The following is a 17,103-nucleotide window of genomic DNA, read 5'->3' on the forward strand; positions in this document are numbered from 1 at the left end:
CTTTTTCAAGATTTCAGCTTATTTGCCAAATCCTTTAAATAATACTTTGGTTTTGCCTTTTTTACCTGATTGCTCGTTGAGTAAATCTTTTTCAAGCTCAGGTAAAATTTCTTCGCGATACCATTTCGGGTGGTGTTTTTTCGCCCAACGAACGGTTACCCAACCTTCAATGATTCCTCGAATCGAACCTTTAATCCAGAATGCCATATACATATGCACTAAGATACCAGTGAATAACATAAATGCACTCAAAGAATGGAGCAGAATCGAAAAACGCAATACTGGGATTGAGAAGTAGTGCGAAAAATATTGACGCCACATAATGATGCCAGTGACTAATAACGTTACCATCGCCAAATTTAATGTCCAGAAGAGCATTTTTTGACCAAGGTTATATTTGCCATTATCAGCAACCGCGTGTTCATTCCCTTTAAGAACTTCAACGACACCTTTTGCCCAGCGAATATCGTTTTTCTCTGGAATATTGTGATCCCAGTACAATAATGCCAAGTAGATGAAGGCAAAGAACATTAAAATCCCAGTAAATGGGTGAATTGCACGCGCAATTTGTGGTGTACCTAAAATTTCTGTTAACCATGCGAAATCAGGGAAGAAAAACGCAACACCAGTGAACATTGTCATAAAGAAACAGATTACCAACATCCAGTGACTGATACGCGCTGGTGTTCTATGGCGGACGATTCGAGTATCGTTGTTGATCTCAATTTTACTCATTGTTTTCCCCCTTAGATGGTTTTTCTTCTTCAAATTCGTGGTGATGATCTTCCACATCTTCTTCAATATTAGGACCCACAGTTAAGTAGTGAGCGATTTCAGCTAATGCCAAGCCACCCATTGCAACTGCCGCTACTGGTTTCAATACATCTTTCCATAAGGTCACACTTAAATCAATTTGTGGATCTTTTGGAAGACCATTGTAAAGCTCTGGTTTATCAGCGTGATGTAACACATACATTACGTGTGTTCCGCCTACGCCTGGAGGATCGTAAAGTCCTGCATTTTCATAACCACGAGATTTTAAATCAGCTATGCGTTTTTCTGCGTAGAGCTTCATTTCTTCTTTAGAACCAAAACGAATAGCACCAGTTGGACAAGTTTTCACACATGCAGGCTCTTGACCTACAGAAACACGGTCCACACAAAGGGTACATTTGTACACACGGTTGTCATCTGGATTCATACGTGGAATGTTGAACGGACAGCCAGCAATACAATAACCACATCCGATACATTTATCAGATTGGAAGTCCACGATACCGTTTTTGTATTGAATGATAGCTCCTGGTGATGGACAAGCTTTTAAACAGCCTGGCTCAGCACAGTGCATACATCCATCTTTACGGATTAGCCATTCTAAACGATCGTTTTCCTCTACTTCGTTAAAACGCATCACAGTCCATGCTTTAGCATTTAGATCTACAGGGTTATCGTAAATACCATGACACTGCGCATTTACATCAGAGCGGATGTCATTCCACTCTGAGCAGCCAACTTGGCAAGCTTTACAACCGATACATGTACTGACATCGATTAATTTTGCCACTTCAACTTTATGATCACGCGCTTGTGGTGCTGGCGTTAAACCTGAAGTTGCGGAGATTTTAATAATATCTTGAGATTGTACATCCATTGCTCGCATATTATGCCTCCGCCTTTTCTACGTTCACCAAGAAAGTTTTATATTCCGGTGTTTGTGTAATTGATTCACCCCAAGATGGTGTTAAGGTATTTGCTGAGAAACCACGGTTACCTTTACCATTTAAGGATTTCATATTCCAGTGAATTGGAATACCAATATGGTGAACTGTGCGTCCATCGATTTCTAAATCTTTCAAACGTTTAGTCACAACGGCAACCGCTTTGATGTAACCACGTCTTGAAGTGACTTTTACCATATCACCTTTTTGGATGCCTTTTTCTGCAGCTAATTTCTCGCCAATTTCCACAAACTGTTGTGGTTGAGCGATGATGTTTAGAGCAGATTGAGCTGTCCAACTGTGGAAGTGTTCAGTTAAACGATAAGTTGTAGCCACAAATGGATACTCTTTATTTGAACCAATAAACTCACGGTCTTCTTTATAGATACGGATAGTTGGATCCGTTACTACACTTGGATGAAGTGGGTTAGTATCAATTGGGCTTTCAATCGGTTCAAAGTGTTCTGGTACTGGACCATTATTGATTTTATCAACAGCGAATAGACGACCAACACCTTCCGCAGACATAATAAACGGACCTGCATCTGAACCTGGCGGTTGCGCACCGTAGTCAGCAATGTCATACCAGTTCCAGTTTTTACCATTCCATTTAATTAATTGGCGGTGTTTGTCCCATGGATTACCGTTGATATCTAATGATGCGCGATTGTAAAGAACGCGACGATTTGCAGGCCATGCAAAGCCCCAGCCTACAGTACAACCTAATCCTGAAGGGTCAGAATTATCACGATTTGCCATTTGGTTACCTTTTTCTGTCCATTGACCAACATAGAGCCAGTTTCCGGATGTGGTAGTACCATCATCTCTTAAGTGAGCAAATCCATTTAATAATTGACCTTTCTTATAGATGAGATTGTTATTCGCATCATAAAGATCTTCAAGTGCATAACCATTAAGCTCTTTGGCTAGTTCAGCTGAGCTTGGTGAATGTGGTTGAGCATAATTCCAGGTCATCGCTTCAAAGGATTCAATACCACGACCACCTTCTTTTTTATAAAGGTCGTGCATTTCTTCACGAATCATGGAAAGAATTTCAACATCAGGCATTGCTTCGCCAGGTTGATCACAACCTTTCCAGTGCCATTGTGCCCAACGACCTGAGTTGGCAATAGAACCATCTTCTTCTGCGAAACAGGTTGTAGGTAAACGGAATACCTCAGTTTGAATTTCTGCTGGATTTACATTGTTAGATTCACCAAAGTTTTTCCAGAACTCAGAACTTTCAGTTTGTAATGGATCAAGCACAACTAAGTATTTTAATTTACTCATACCCGCAACAGTTTTGTTTTTGTTCGGTAAAGAGTTTAATACGTTGAAACCTTGTAAAATCCAGCCGTTTAATTCACCATCATGCATCATTTTTACATGCGTGATAGGGTCATAAACACGGTCAACTTTAGGGATGAAATCAAAGCCCCAGCCATTTTCTTTTGTAGCTTTATCTCCGTAGAAGGTTTTCATCATACTTACGAAGAATTTTGAGGTATTACGATAATAGTTGACTTGATTAGGCACGATATCTTTCGGCGTAATCGCATTCATATATTGTTCGTAAGAGGTTTCTTTTTCGTTTGGTAAACGCATATAGCCTGGCAACATTGTTGGTAGTAGGCCCATATCAGTTGTACCTTGAACATTTGAGTGTCCACGAAGTGCATTAATACCGCCTCCTGGCATACCAATATTACCTAAAAGTAATTGGATCATCGCCATAGAACGAATATTTTGTGTACCGATTGTGTGCTCTGTAAAACCTAATGCATATAAGTGCGTCATTGTTTTATTTGGCGCAGAAGTTTTACCGATTTCTTCACAAATTTGTAAGAACACTTTTTGTTTTACGCCGGTAACGCGTTCAACCATTTCTGGAGTATAACGAGAAACGTGATCTTTTAAGATATTAATTACACAACGAGGGTGTTGTAATGTCATATCACGTTTTGCATTGCCGTTTTCATCAAATTGGTAATTCCAAGTTGATTTATCGTAATTGCGTCTTTCTTCGTTAAAGCCAGAGAATAAACCGTCTTCAAACTTATAGCCTTCATTAATTAAGAATGATGCATTGGTATAGTGTTTAACGTATTCGTGTTGAATCTGATTAGTTTCCAATAGGTAACGGATTACGCCCATTAAGAACGCAATATCAGAACCAGAACGAATTGGTGCGTGAAGGTCAGCAACAGATGCTGTACGGTTAAAGCGAGGGTCAACTACGATGATTTTCGCACCGTTTTTCTTCGCTTCAATTGCCCAACGGAAGCCAACAGGGTGAGCTTCGGCAGGGTTACCACCTTGAACAAGAATAAGGTTTGCGTTTTTGATATCAACCCAGTTATTTGTCATGGCACCGCGACCAAATGATGGAGCAAGACTTGCTACCGTTGGTCCGTGTCAAGTATTAGCTTGGTTACATACCGGCAACATCCCTAACATTCGGATCCATTTATGGGTGAGTAACGCGGCTTCATTACTGATAGCGGATGCGGTCATAATCCCAGTGGTGGTCCAACGGTTTACAGTATTACCTGCAGCATTTTTTTCAACGAAGTTGGCATCACGGTCATCTTTCATTAAACGGGCAATACGCTTAATAGCATCATGCCAAGAAATGCGTTCCCATTTATCAGAGCCCGGTGCACGATATTCAGGATATAAACAGCGGCTTTCGCTATTTACATAATCAAGGGCGCCAGCACCTTTAGGACAGAGTGCACCACGGCTAACCGGATGATCTGGATCGCCCTCGAGATGGAATAATTTTGAACGAGTATTGGTGCCAGTGTGGCTGCTTAACGTATCGTAAGGTTTGCCTGTGCTATAAAGCAACATACCACAGCTTACGGAACAATATGTACAAGTGTTACGAGATTCAAATGCGCGTAATAATTTGTATTCACGCGGCGCAGCTAACGCACTTGCTGGGGCAAAACCCAACATCGCAGCCGATGTTCCCGCCATACCACCTGCACAGACCTTAAAGAATTTTCTTCTTGAGATCTGCATAATCACTCCTTTCAACAACAAGTTGTTGAGATATTTAGATAGTAATAAATTCGTTTAGTGTAACTAGATAATTTGGTTGATTTCGTTAAAATAACGTTACTCAACATAGTAAATTGGTTCAAAAGTAGGCCAATTTATGGGCGACTAGAATAACGATTTTTTAACGATAAATCCATAATCAAATGGCATTATAACGCAGAAATATTATGATCTAGATCATAAATTTACAAAAATATTAACATTTTTTTTACATTTTAGTAATGGGTAGGTAAAGAATGGATTGGCTGATTAAACAAACGATTAACTTTTTTAAAAGAAATAAAAGTATAGAAAATTCAACCGCACTTTTACAATCAAAAGAAGATTTTCTAGCTGTCGAAATGCCAGTTTCATTAGTTTATAACGGTATTTCTCATGCGGTTATGATGTGTTCACCGAAAGATTTAGAGGTATTTGCTCTGGGGTTTTCTCTCACGGAAGGCATTATTGAAAAACCTTCGGATATTTACGGCATTGATGTTGTGGAAGTTTGCAATGGTATTGAAGTGCAAATCGAACTGTCTAGCCGAAAATTTATGGCATTAAAAGAGCATCGTCGTACCCTAACTGGACGTACGGGGTGTGGCATTTGTGGCACGGAGCAGCTTAATCAAGTGTATAAAAACTTTCCAAAATTAGACCGCACTTTTAAGTTTGATTTGAATTTGCTCGATGGTTGTTTGTTAGATCTTCATAAAAATCAACGATTGGGTCAGCAAACAGGTTCGACTCATGCTTGTGGTTTTTTTGATTTAGAAGGCAATATGCTTGCTATTTTTGAAGATGTGGGTCGTCATGTTGCGCTTGATAAATTACTTGGCTGGCATGCAAAATCAGGCAAGCCTAATGGAATTATTGTCGCTTCGAGTCGTGCAAGTTATGAAATGGTTCAAAAAACTATTTCTTGTGGGGTGGAAATGTTAGTGACCATTTCTGGAGCAACTGATCTTGCTGTGAAAATGGCTGAAACACATCATTTGACTTTGATTGGCTTTGCAAGAGAAGGTAAAGGGAATATCTATAGTGGAGATGAACGAATTAATAGTTGATATCTGAAGTAACTCTATACATACGAAATATTTTTTCTATTTATTTGTAATCCAACTAGCCAGCGCGATAAAAATAGCAAATATGCAAAACCAAATTATGTGGAGTTTTGTACTTTTACGATTGATTTCAGCATTATGCAGTCGACGTCTTTCTAATTGTTGTTTATAAACTTCTAAATCTGCTTGTTTGAAAGAAAAACCGCAATTAGGGCAGTTTTCTGCATTTTCACTAATCTTTTTTCTGCATTCAGGGCATCGAGTTAAGGTCATCTTTTTCTTTATAATTATAAAATTACTTATTTATTAGTATTCTAATAGAATTCTTCGGTTTTACAAATGTGATGCAAGTCACAAATCCATAAAATTTCTTAAATTCAATTTTTGATTTTAAACAATTTGAAATAGAATACCGCAGCTTGTTTAGGGCATCTACTAAATACTTTCTTTTATCTTTTGAGGAGCCTTTTTATGTTATGGTTTTTCTTTTGTGTAGCCATCTTGATTCTTGGTTACTTTGTTTATGGAAAAATTATCGAAAAAATCTTTGTGATTAATCCACAACGTCAGACCCCTGCTTATCAAGTAAATGATGGCGTGGATTATATGCCAATGTCAAAAACCAAAATTTGGTTAATTCAATTATTAAACATTGCTGGAACTGGTCCTATTTTTGGTCCAATTCTTGGTGCGTTATACGGACCAGTGGCAATGCTATGGATTGTAATCGGTTGTATTTTTGCCGGTGCAGTACATGACTATTTCTGTGGTATGTTGAGTATCCGTCATGGCGGTGCAACTATGCCACATTTAGCTGGTAAATTCTTAGGTCGCCCTGTAAAAGTATTTATTAACACATTAGCACTTGTACTTCTATTATTAGTAGGTGTTGTGTTTGTATCAAGCCCAGCTCAATTAATGGGTACGATTACCATGGACTTATTGGGCGCATCTCAAGGCGCGTTACAATTAGGTGATGCTGAAGCTGTTCATCATGCAGTTGAAGCCGGTGGTATCAAAGTATGGGGAATGGATAAAGCAACGGTTGTTGCAGTTTGGACGATTATTATTTTTGCTTACTATATTCTTGCGACTTTATTGCCAATCGACAAAATTATCGGTCGAATCTATCCGCTCTTTGGCGCATTGTTGCTATTTATGTCTGTGGGTATGGTGTATGGCTTAGTTTCTGCACACTTTAGTGCAGTTGATCCTATTGAGTTCTTCCGTACTATCAATGCAGATGGTCAAGGTTTAACTTTAGAAAAATTTGCTCAAAACTTCCAAGTGAAGGGTGATGTTCCAATTTGGCCATTATTGTTCTTAACTATTTCTTGTGGTGCATTATCTGGTTTCCATGCAACTCAAACTCCTTTAATGGCGCGTTGTGCTGAAAATGAAAAAGAAGGTCGTTTTATCTTTTATGGTGCAATGATTGCTGAAGGTGTAATTGCGTTAATCTGGTGTATGGTTGGTCTTGCATTCTATGAAAATCCACAAGCATTACAAGATGCGATTACAGCAGGTTCACCATCTAAAGTTGTATATGACAGTTCATTACACTTCTTAGGCTTTATCGGTGGTATCTTTGCTGTGTTAGGTGTGGTGGTTTTACCTATTACTTCTGGCGATACCGCATTCCGTGCTGCTCGTTTACAATTAGCGGAAATTTTCCATATCGACCAACGTTCATTACCTAAACGTTTACTAATTGCTGTACCACTATTCGTATTAGGCTATTTCGTTTCAACGATTGACTTTAGTGTATTATGGCGTTATTTCACTTGGGCAAACCAAATGACAGCAATGGTAATGTTATGGACTGCAGCAGCATACTTATATCGCTACCATAAATTCCACTGGGTTGCGTCTATTCCAGCTTGGTTTATTACAACAGTATGTGCAACTTACTTGTTCTACAACAAAATCGGTTTCGGTTTAGATTATCAACTTTCTGTTTATCTTGGTTTTGCAACAACAATTGTTTGTATTGTGTTATTCTTCGCTATGCTTAAGCCATTAGGCGAGCGTGATGAAGAAGCGTATGTGAATAATTAATCAAGATAATTTGGTTTAAAAAAAGCCGTTTGAGATATTGTCTCAAACGGCTTTTTATTTTGATAAAAATAGGGTATTTCAGGGATAATCGCTTGCAACTTAAGCAAACAAATTATAAACTTACGTAGATGTGGAGAAAAGTGGTGTTTTGTGGAGATTTTTAGAAAAATTTCTCAAAATAAGTTCAATTTTTAAGGCGTAATATGTTTCGTGGTGCAACAGCGGTTAATTTAGATTCTAAGGGACGCGTAGCGATCCCAACCCGCTATCGCTCTGAAATTCTTGAAAAGAACCAAGGGCAAATGGTTTGTACTGTGGATATTCGTCAACCCTGCCTTTTACTTTATCCCCTTGATGAATGGGAAAAAATCGAACAAAAACTTCTCGCACTTTCTAACTTTGATCCTACTCAACGCCGTTTGCAACGAGTAATGCTTGGTCATGCCACTGAGTGTGAGATGGATGCTCAGGGCCGTATTTTGCTTAGTGGTCCATTACGCCAACATGCAAAATTAGAAAAAGGTTTAATGTTGGTTGGGCAACTTAATAAATTTGAAATTTGGAGCGCTGTAGAATGGCATGCCCAAATTGAAGAAGATATGGAAATTGGTTCAAGTGCAGACTTTGCGTCTGAGGCTTTGAAAGATTTCTCATTATAGAAAATGATTCACCGTTTTTTACTTTTATATTGTATTTATGGATACCGAAAATTCCTTTTCTTCACCTGAACATATCACAGTTTTACTTCACGAAGCCGTGAATGGCTTGGCATTGAAGGAAAATGGAATTTATATTGACGGTACTTTTGGCCGTGGTGGCCATTCTCGCTTAATCCTTTCTAAATTATCCTCAAATGGTCGTCTTATTGGTGTTGACCGAGATCCCAGAGCCATTGCTGAAGCTCAAAAAATTCAAGATTCACGTTTTCAGATTGAACACAACAGCTTTTCCCATATTCCTGAAATTTGTGAAAAATTAAATTTAGTGGGCAAAATTGACGGTATTTTGCTTGATCTTGGTGTGTCATCCCCACAGCTTGATGAAGCAGAGCGTGGTTTTAGTTTTATGAAAGATGGCCCGCTTGATATGCGTATGGACACGACTCAAGGTTTGTCTGCAGAAGAATGGTTAAAACAAGTAGCGGTTGAGGATTTAACTTGGGTTTTGAAAACTTTTGGCGAGGAGCGTTTTGCTAAACGTATTGCCACTGCTATTGTTGATTACAACAAAAGTGCGGCTAAAAATGGCACAGAATTTTTATCGCGTACTAGTCAATTAGCTGAGCTTATTTCACAAGCGGTACCTTTCAAAGATAAACATAAACATCCTGCTACTCGCAGTTTCCAAGCTATTCGTATTTTCATCAATGCAGAATTAGATGAATTGGAAAGTGTACTTAATTCTGCTTTAGATATGCTAGCGCCAGAAGGGCGTTTATCAATTATTAGTTTCCATTCTTTAGAAGATAGAATGGTGAAACATTTTATGAAAAAACAAAGTAAAGGTGAGGATATCCCTAAAGGTTTGCCATTGCGAGAAGACCAAATTCAACGTAATCAAAAATTAAAAACTATTGGTAAAGCAATTCAACCAAGTGATGCAGAAATTCAAGCAAATCCTCGTTCAAGAAGTGCGGTATTACGTGTAGCGGAGAGAATTTAGTGATGTCTGAAAATAATAAACCTCGTTATCCGTTACAGCAGATTTTGGTCGAAGATCTATTTTCTTCAAATAAATTGATTGTGTTGTTATTGGTTGCGATTTTGATTTCATCAATGAGCGTGATTTGGGTAACTCATCAGACTCGTCGATTAATTTCTGAAAATGGTCAATTGGTTTTACAGCGCCAAGCGCTTGAAAGTGAATATCGAAATTTGCAAGTACAAGAAGCAACAGAAGGAGACAGTACTCGAGTAGAGTCTATTGCTGTTGGCACCTTAAAAATGAAAACATTATCCCCAGAACAAGAAGTTGAAATTAGAGAATAATAGGTAGAAAAGATGGTTAAGTTCAATTCTTCTCGTAAATCAGGTAAAGCAAAAAAAACAATTAGAAAATTGACCGCACCTGAAGCCGTAAAACATAACAAACCGAAAATTGTGTTTGAAAAATGTTTTATGCGTGTTCGTTATTGGGTTTCTGCTTTTTTTATTTTGGCCGGTTTATGTGCTTTAGTCGCTCGTGCGGCTTATGTGCAGTCTGTTGATTCGAGCACCTTATCTGGAGAGGCGGATAAACGTTCTTTGCGTAAAGATGAAGTGTTATCTGTGCGTGGTTCAATTTTAGATCGTAATGGTCAGCTTTTATCTGTGAGTGTACCGATGAATGCTGTAGTTGCAGATCCGAAAACCATGTTAAAAGAAAATGCACTTGCGGATAAAGAACGGATTACTGCTTTGGCCCAAGAATTGGGTATGAGCGAAAATGATTTGGTGAAAAAAATCGAGAAGAATTCCAAATCAGGTTATTTGTATTTGGCCCGTCAAGTAGAATCGAACAAAGCAGATTATATTCGTAAACTTAAGATTAAAGGTATTAATTTAGAAACTGAGCATCGTCGTTTTTATCCTCGCGTAGAAGAAGCTGCGCATGTGGTGGGCTATACCGATATTGATGGAAACGGTATTGAGGGCATTGAGAAAAGCTTTAATTCCATGCTTGTGGGTAAAGATGGTTCACGTACTGTTCGTAAAGATAAACGCGGAAATATCGTTGAACATATTGCGGATGAGAAAAAATATGATGCGCAAGATGTCACCTTAAGTATCGATGAAAAATTACAATCCATGGTATATCGTGAGATTAAAAAGGCGGTGTCTGATAATAATGCCGAGTCTGGTACAGCGGTATTAGTTGATGTTCGAACTGGTGAAGTGTTGGCTATGGCTACTGCACCATCTTATAATCCAAACAACCGTGTGGGTGTGAAATCCGAGTTAATGCGTAACCGTGCAATCACCGATACGTTTGAGCCAGGTTCTACTGTAAAACCTTTCGTAGTTTTAACCGCACTTCAACGTGGAGTGGTGCGCCGTGATGAAATCATCAACACGGGATCATTCACAGTTAGCGGCAAAGAAATTGTGGACGTTGCACCTCGAGCACAACAAACTTTAGATGAGATTTTAATTAATTCCAGTAACCGCGGTGTGAGTCGCCTTGCATTGCGTATGCCACCTAGTGCATTGATGGAAACTTATCAAAATGCCGGTTTAAGTAAACCGACAGATTTAGGCTTGATTGGTGAACAAGTTGGGATTTTGAACGCAAACCGTAAACGCTGGGCAGATATTGAACGTGCAACAGTCGCTTATGGTTACGGTATTACTGCGACACCTTTACAAATAGCTAGAGCATATGCAACCCTTGGTAGTTTTGGTGTCTATCGCCCGCTTTCTATTACTAAAGTCGATCCGCCAGTCATTGGAAAACGTGTTTTCTCTGAGAAAATAACCAAAGATATCGTAGGGATTTTAGAGAAAGTAGCAATTAAAAATAAACGCGCTATGGTGGAAGGCTACCGTGTTGGCGTGAAAACGGGTACGGCACGTAAGATTGAAAATGGACATTATGTAAATAAATATGTGGCATTCACTGCGGGTATTGCACCGATTAGTGACCCTCGTTATGCATTAGTGATTTTGATTAATGATCCAAAAGCCGGTGAATATTATGGTGGTGCAGTCTCTGCGCCAGTATTCTCTAGCATTATGGGCTATGCTTTGCGTGCAAATGCTATTCCACAAGATGCTGAACCTGTTGAAAAAACAGCAACTAAAAGCGCAAAACGTATCGTATATGTTGGTGATCACAAGAATCAAAAAGTGAATTAAGGAAAAATTATGAAAAAACTCACCGCACTTTTTAATTTGCCTGAATTAAAGGATGATGTAGAACTCCATAATATGGTGTTGGATAGCCGTAAAGTTAAAGCTGGCGATCTTTTTGTGGCGATAAAAGGTCATCAGGTTGATGGAAATCAATTTATTAATTCAGCTATTCATTCTGGTGCGAGTGCGGTAGTTTCTGAGACAGAATTATCTAGTGAGCATTTAACTGTAACGTTTATCGGGAATGTACCAGTAGTTAAATATTATCAACTTGCACGTCATCTTTCGTCTTTGGCGGATATTTTCTATGATTCGCCTTCTAAAAAATTAACGCTTGTTGGCGTAACTGGGACAAATGGCAAAACCACTATTTCTCAATTATTAGCGCAATGGGCTGAATTATTAGGTCATCGTGCGGCAGTGATGGGAACCATTGGTAATGGCCTTTTAGGTCAAGTTGTAGAAGCTAAAAATACAACTGGCTCAGCTGTGGAAATTCAATCATCACTTTTCAGTTTTAAGCAAGCTGGCGCTGATTTTGCCTCTATTGAAGTTTCATCGCATGGTTTGGCACAACATCGCGTGGAGTCATTGCATTTTAAAGCAGCAATTTTTACGAACTTAACGCGTGATCATCTAGATTATCACCAGACTATGGAAAATTACGCTTCGGCTAAAAAACGCTTGTTCACCGAATTAGATACGCAAATTAAAGTGATTAACGCTGATGATGAGATTGGATGCCAATGGTTAAGTGAATTGCCTGATGCTATTGCGGTAAGTACGAGCGCTGACTTCCAATCAAACTCACATCAATGGATGAAGGCAACAAATATCCACTATCACGCTAAAGGTGCTGATATTACTTTTGAATCTAGCTGGGGTAATGGCGTATTGCATAGTCCATTAATCGGTGCTTTCAATGTAAGCAACTTATTATTAGTGATGACCACATTATTATCGTTTGGTTATCCGTTGGGAAATTTACTCGCTACGGCGAAATCTTTGAAAGGAGTATGTGGAAGAATGGAAATGATTCAATATCCAAATAAACCAACAGTTATTGTAGATTATGCGCATACACCTGACGCACTAGAAAAAGCCTTGATGGCAGCGCGTGAACATTGCCAAGGTGAGTTATGGTGTATTTTTGGCTGTGGTGGAGACCGCGATAGAGGTAAACGTCCATTGATGGCACAAGTCGCAGAGCAGTTTGCTGAAAAGGTTATAGTGACAAAAGATAATCCTCGAACAGAATCACAAAGCCAAATTGAATCAGATATTGTCGCTGGCTTTAAAAATATGGATAAAGTCGGCATTATTCCTGATCGCGAACAGGCTATTCAGTTTGCGATTGAAAGTGCGGTTGAAAATGATGTGATTTTAATCGCTGGCAAAGGCCATGAAAATTATCAAATTATTGGCACTGAAATCATGCATTTTTCAGACCAAGAAATTGCCCATGATTTTTTAAAATAATAACAATTAAATTATGATTAAACTCTCTACTGAAAAATTAGCACAGATTCTTCAAGCTAAATTAATTGGCGATAAAAATGTGCAAGTTGAAGAAATTAATACAGATACCCGAAAAAGCGTATCAAATAGTTTATTTTTTGCGTTGAAAGGCGAAAAGTTTGATGCTCACCAATATCTTGAACAAGCGGTAGCACAAGGTGCGGTAGCCGTTGTTGTTCAGCAAGAAAATTCTTCCATTTCTGTTCCACAACTGGTGGTTAAGGATACTCGAATTGCTTTGGGAGAACTTGCAAAATGGTTACGCGAGAAAATTAATCCGTGTACTGTCGCGATGACAGGGTCTTCTGGTAAAACTACAGTAAAAGAAATGACGGCGAGTATTTTGCAATATACTGCTGGTGATTCAGAAGCGGTACTTTTTACCAATGGGAATTTTAATAACGATATTGGTGTGCCTTTAACCCTTCTTCGTTTAACAGAAAAACATCGTTTCGCAGTGATCGAACTTGGTGCAAATCATCAAGGTGAAATTGATTACACCACAAAATTAGCTCAACCTGATGCCGCATTGATTAATAATATTGCGCCTGCGCATTTAGAGGGCTTTGGTTCTTTAGAGGGCGTTGCACAAGCTAAAGGTGAGATTTATCGTGGTTTAACATCGAATGGTGTGGCGATTATTAATGCAGAACATAACCATTTAGATTTTTGGCAAAAAGAAATCGGTGAACATGAAATTCAATATTTCAACGGTAAAGATTATTCTGCAAAAAATATTCATCATACTTCTCAAGGCTCCACTTTTATACTTATTTCCCCACAAGGTGAAATTGAGATTAACTTACCTTATCTGGGGGAACATAATGTAAAAAATGCTTTGGCAGCGACTGCACTTGCAATGAATGTTGGTGCCACTCTTACGGATGTAAAAGCTGGATTAGAACAACGCTCACAAGTGAAAGGACGTTTATTCCCTATTCAAGTAACACCTAATTTATTGTTATTAGATGATACTTATAATGCAAATAAAGATTCTCTCTGTGCTGCCATTGATGTCCTAAAAGGTTATGATGCTTTCCGTATTTTGTGTGTCGGTGATATGAAAGAGTTAGGCGAAAACTCTCTCGCTATTCACCGTGAAGTAGGAGAGCATGTCAATTCGGCAAATTTAGATTTAGTTTGTTCTTATGGCAACGAAAGTGCGGTTATTTCTGAGGCTGTTTCGGGTAAGCATTTTACTGATAAGGTGGAGATGGTTGATTTTCTTGTGCCATTAATTGAAACCCAATTACAACAAAATAACAAAGTTGTGGTGCTAGGAAAAGGCTCGCGCTCAATGAAAATGGAAGATGTGATCTATTCATTAAAGGATAAAATTAAATGTTAGTCTGGCTTGCTGAATATCTTGTTCGTTATGAAACCGCCTTTAATGCGATTTCTTATATTACCGTCCGTGCAATTCTTGCATTATTAACCGCACTTTTTATCTCACTTTGGATTGGTCCAAAAGTGATCAAACGTTTACAGATCTTAAAATTTGGCCAAGAAGTGCGAAATGATGGTCCTGAAAGCCACTTTGCAAAAAAAGGCACACCGACTATGGGAGGTGTGATGATTTTATTCTCTATTGGCGTAAGTACGTTATTATGGGCAAATCTCTCTAATCCTTATATTTGGGTTTGCTTATTTGTATTATTTGGATACGGTGCAATTGGTTTTGTGGATGATTTCCGAAAAATTACTCGTAAAAACACGGATGGTTTGATTGCTCGTTGGAAATATTTCTGGATGTCTGTTGTGGCATTAGTAGCAATCCTTTGGCTTTATTGGCTTGGCCATGATACTGATGCAACCCGTTTAGTGATTCCATTCTTTAAAGACATTATGCCTCAATTAGGTTTGTTCTATATTGTGTTGTCTTACTTTGTGATTGTTGGAACGGGTAATGCGGTGAATTTAACAGATGGTTTGGATGGATTGGCGATTATGCCAACAGCACTTGTTGCAGGCGCATTTGCGTTAATTGCATGGGCAACGGGTAACGTGAATTTTGCAGAATACTTGCACATCCCATACATTAAATATAGCTCTGAAGTGGTTGTATTCTGTACAGCCATTGTTGGTGCGGGGTTAGGATTCTTGTGGTTCAATACTTATCCCGCGCAAGTCTTTATGGGCGATGTAGGTTCCCTTGCATTAGGCGGAGCTCTTGGTGTAGTGGCGATCCTAGTTCGTCAGGAATTTTTGCTTGTGATAATGGGCGGGGTATTTGTTGTTGAAGCGCTCTCTGTTATTTTGCAAGTAGGGTCTTATAAGTTACGCAAACAACGTATTTTTAGAATGGCACCGATTCACCACCATTTTGAATTGAAGGGATGGCCAGAGCCAAGAGTGATTATTCGGTTTTGGATTATTTCCTTAATGTTGGTGTTGATGGGATTGGTCACCTTGAAGTTGCGTTAATAAATATAGCTAGGTTCGCTCTTTCAGTTTTTGAAAGGGCGACCTTTTTTACGTTAGTAAAAGAAATTTATATTTCCATCAATAATATAATTTTAGAATTTATAGCAATTAAGAAGAAAGAAAATGAACGCCTATCAAAACAAAAATATTACTATCATCGGGCTTGGCAAAACAGGTCTTTCTTGCGTGGATTATCTCCTATCCCAACAGGCTAATATTCGTGTGATTGATACCCGAAAAAATCCTACTGGTGTTGATAAACTTCCTCAAAATATCCCTCTTCATACTGGTAGTTTAAATCAGGAATGGTTACTTGAAAGTGATATGATTGTTATCAGTCCAGGGCTTGCGGTAAAAACACCTGAAATTCAAACCGCACTTAAAGCCGGAGTAGAAGTAATCGGTGATATTGAATTATTCTGCCGCGCGGCGATGAAGCCAATTGTGGGGATTACAGGCTCAAATGGAAAAAGTACCGTGACTACTTTAGTTTATGAAATGGCGAAAGCTGCTGGCGTGAAAGTTGGTATGGGTGGAAATATTGGGATTCCCGCTTTGTCATTATTGAATGAAGATTGTGAACTTTATGTATTAGAGTTGTCTAGTTTTCAGCTTGAAACAACTTACAGTTTAAAAGCTGCGGCAGCAACGGTCTTGAACGTGACAGAAGATCATATGGATCGCTATGTGGATTTAGAAGATTATCGCCAAGCAAAATTACGCATTTATCACAATGCTGAGGTCGGAGTTTTGAATAATGAGGATAAGTTGACTTTTGGTGAAGGTGAAAATCAAGCGAAACAAACCGTTTCTTTTGCGGAAAATACATCAGATTATTGGCTAAAAACGGAAAATGGCAAGCAATACTTAATGGCAAAAGATGAAGTAATTTTGCCTTGTGAAGAAGCAACATTAGTCGGTCGCCATAATTATATGAATATTTTGGCGGCAACGGCATTGGCACAATCTGTCGGTATTAATTTAGATTCAATTCGTACCGCACTTCGTCATTTCAAAGGGTTAGATCATCGTTTTCAATTAGCGCATCAAGCTAATGGCATTCGTTGGATTAATGACTCTAAAGCAACAAATGTGGGGAGTACAGTTGCCGCATTAGCAGGCCTTTATGTGGAAGGTAAATTGCATTTGTTGCTAGGTGGTGATGGAAAAGGAGCTGATTTTTCAGAATTAGCTGAATTAATTAATCAACCACACATTATTTGTTATTGTTTTGGTCGAGATGGAGCGCAACTCGCTAAGCTTTCATCGCAAAGTTATTTGTTCGATACAATGGAACAAGCGATAGAATTTTTACGCCCAACATTGCAAAGCGGAGATATGGTATTATTGTCGCCAGCTTGTGCAAGCCTCGATCAGTTTGCCTCTTTTGAAAAGCGCGGTGAAGAATTTACTCGTTTAGCACAATATTCAGCCTAATTTAGT

The 17,103-nt window shown here is 38.7% G+C and carries 14 protein-coding genes; 10 read left to right on the forward strand and 4 right to left on the reverse strand.

All coding sequences use genetic code 11. The features are described from left to right. Positions 1-18: 18 nt before the first annotated feature. The 3 genes from A8M50_RS01885 to fdnG are packed head-to-tail and all read right to left on the reverse strand — an operon-like array spanning position 19 to position 4,745. Positions 19-735: a formate dehydrogenase subunit gamma gene (locus A8M50_RS01885; protein ID WP_005628717.1), complete on the reverse strand. Its 717-nt coding sequence runs from the start codon at positions 733-735 to the stop codon at positions 19-21. Further along, the gene (gene fdxH / locus A8M50_RS01890; protein WP_005635030.1) at positions 728-1,660 is read right to left on the reverse strand and encodes a formate dehydrogenase subunit beta; all 933 of its coding nucleotides are present in this window, start codon (positions 1,658-1,660) and stop codon (positions 728-730) included. Before fdxH ends, A8M50_RS01885 begins: the two co-directional genes overlap by 8 nt. A 1-nt stretch (position 1,661) precedes the next feature. Continuing rightward, positions 1,662-4,745, reverse strand: coding sequence for a formate dehydrogenase-N subunit alpha (fdnG, locus tag A8M50_RS01895; protein WP_155759340.1), 3,084 nt, complete (start codon positions 4,743-4,745; stop codon positions 1,662-1,664). A 275-nt stretch (positions 4,746-5,020) separates the two neighbouring features. Here fdnG and fdhD point away from each other — a divergent pair, with 275 nt between their 5' ends. Continuing rightward, positions 5,021-5,833 carry a formate dehydrogenase accessory sulfurtransferase FdhD gene (gene fdhD, locus A8M50_RS01905; RefSeq protein ID WP_005646379.1) on the forward strand — a complete coding sequence of 271 codons (813 nt, stop codon included), beginning with the start codon at positions 5,021-5,023 and terminating at the stop codon, positions 5,831-5,833. 36 nt (positions 5,834-5,869) lie between these two features. Here the strand turns inward: fdhD and A8M50_RS01910 are convergent, their stop codons facing one another. Beyond that, on the reverse strand, positions 5,870-6,103 hold the full coding sequence (locus tag A8M50_RS01910) for a zinc ribbon domain-containing protein (protein WP_005646381.1): 234 nt from the start codon (positions 6,101-6,103) through the stop codon (positions 5,870-5,872). 198 nt (positions 6,104-6,301) lie between these two features. Between A8M50_RS01910 and A8M50_RS01915 the strand changes: the two genes are divergently transcribed. From A8M50_RS01915 to murD, 9 genes are all read left to right on the forward strand, one after another. Continuing rightward, the gene (locus A8M50_RS01915; protein ID WP_005646407.1) at positions 6,302-7,888 is read left to right on the forward strand and encodes a carbon starvation CstA family protein; all 1,587 of its coding nucleotides are present in this window, start codon (positions 6,302-6,304) and stop codon (positions 7,886-7,888) included. A 203-nt stretch (positions 7,889-8,091) separates the two neighbouring features. Beyond that, positions 8,092-8,547, forward strand: a complete 456-nt coding sequence (gene mraZ, locus A8M50_RS01920; RefSeq protein ID WP_005628276.1) for a division/cell wall cluster transcriptional repressor MraZ — start codon at positions 8,092-8,094, stop codon at positions 8,545-8,547. Between the two features lie 37 nt (positions 8,548-8,584). Beyond that, positions 8,585-9,550 carry a 16S rRNA (cytosine(1402)-N(4))-methyltransferase RsmH gene (gene rsmH, locus A8M50_RS01925; RefSeq protein ID WP_005646431.1) on the forward strand — a complete coding sequence of 322 codons (966 nt, stop codon included), beginning with the start codon at positions 8,585-8,587 and terminating at the stop codon, positions 9,548-9,550. Between the two features lie 2 nt (positions 9,551-9,552). Continuing rightward, positions 9,553-9,876, forward strand: a complete 324-nt coding sequence (gene ftsL, locus A8M50_RS01930; protein ID WP_005643553.1) for a cell division protein FtsL — start codon at positions 9,553-9,555, stop codon at positions 9,874-9,876. A gap of 12 nt (positions 9,877-9,888) precedes the next feature. Continuing rightward, positions 9,889-11,721, forward strand: a complete 1,833-nt coding sequence (locus A8M50_RS01935) for a penicillin-binding transpeptidase domain-containing protein (protein ID WP_005643555.1) — start codon at positions 9,889-9,891, stop codon at positions 11,719-11,721. 9 nt (positions 11,722-11,730) lie between these two features. Further along, on the forward strand, positions 11,731-13,197 hold the full coding sequence (gene murE, locus A8M50_RS01940; RefSeq protein ID WP_005646287.1) for a UDP-N-acetylmuramoyl-L-alanyl-D-glutamate--2,6-diaminopimelate ligase: 1,467 nt from the start codon (positions 11,731-11,733) through the stop codon (positions 13,195-13,197). A 13-nt stretch (positions 13,198-13,210) separates the two neighbouring features. Further along, complete coding sequence (gene murF / locus A8M50_RS01945) at positions 13,211-14,584, forward strand: UDP-N-acetylmuramoyl-tripeptide--D-alanyl-D-alanine ligase (RefSeq protein WP_005646285.1); 1,374 nt, start codon at positions 13,211-13,213, stop codon at positions 14,582-14,584. After that, entirely contained in the window at positions 14,578-15,660 is a 1,083-nt protein-coding gene (mraY, locus tag A8M50_RS01950; protein ID WP_005646401.1) for a phospho-N-acetylmuramoyl-pentapeptide-transferase, read from the forward strand. The genes murF and mraY overlap by 7 nt, the downstream gene beginning before the upstream one ends. 123 nt (positions 15,661-15,783) lie before the next feature. After that, positions 15,784-17,097, forward strand: coding sequence for a UDP-N-acetylmuramoyl-L-alanine--D-glutamate ligase (murD, locus tag A8M50_RS01955; protein ID WP_005646371.1), 1,314 nt, complete (start codon positions 15,784-15,786; stop codon positions 17,095-17,097). Positions 17,098-17,103: the final 6 nt, after the last annotated feature.

This window comes from Haemophilus haemolyticus (assembly GCF_001679045.1).
Classification (GTDB): domain Bacteria; phylum Pseudomonadota; class Gammaproteobacteria; order Enterobacterales; family Pasteurellaceae; genus Haemophilus; species Haemophilus haemolyticus.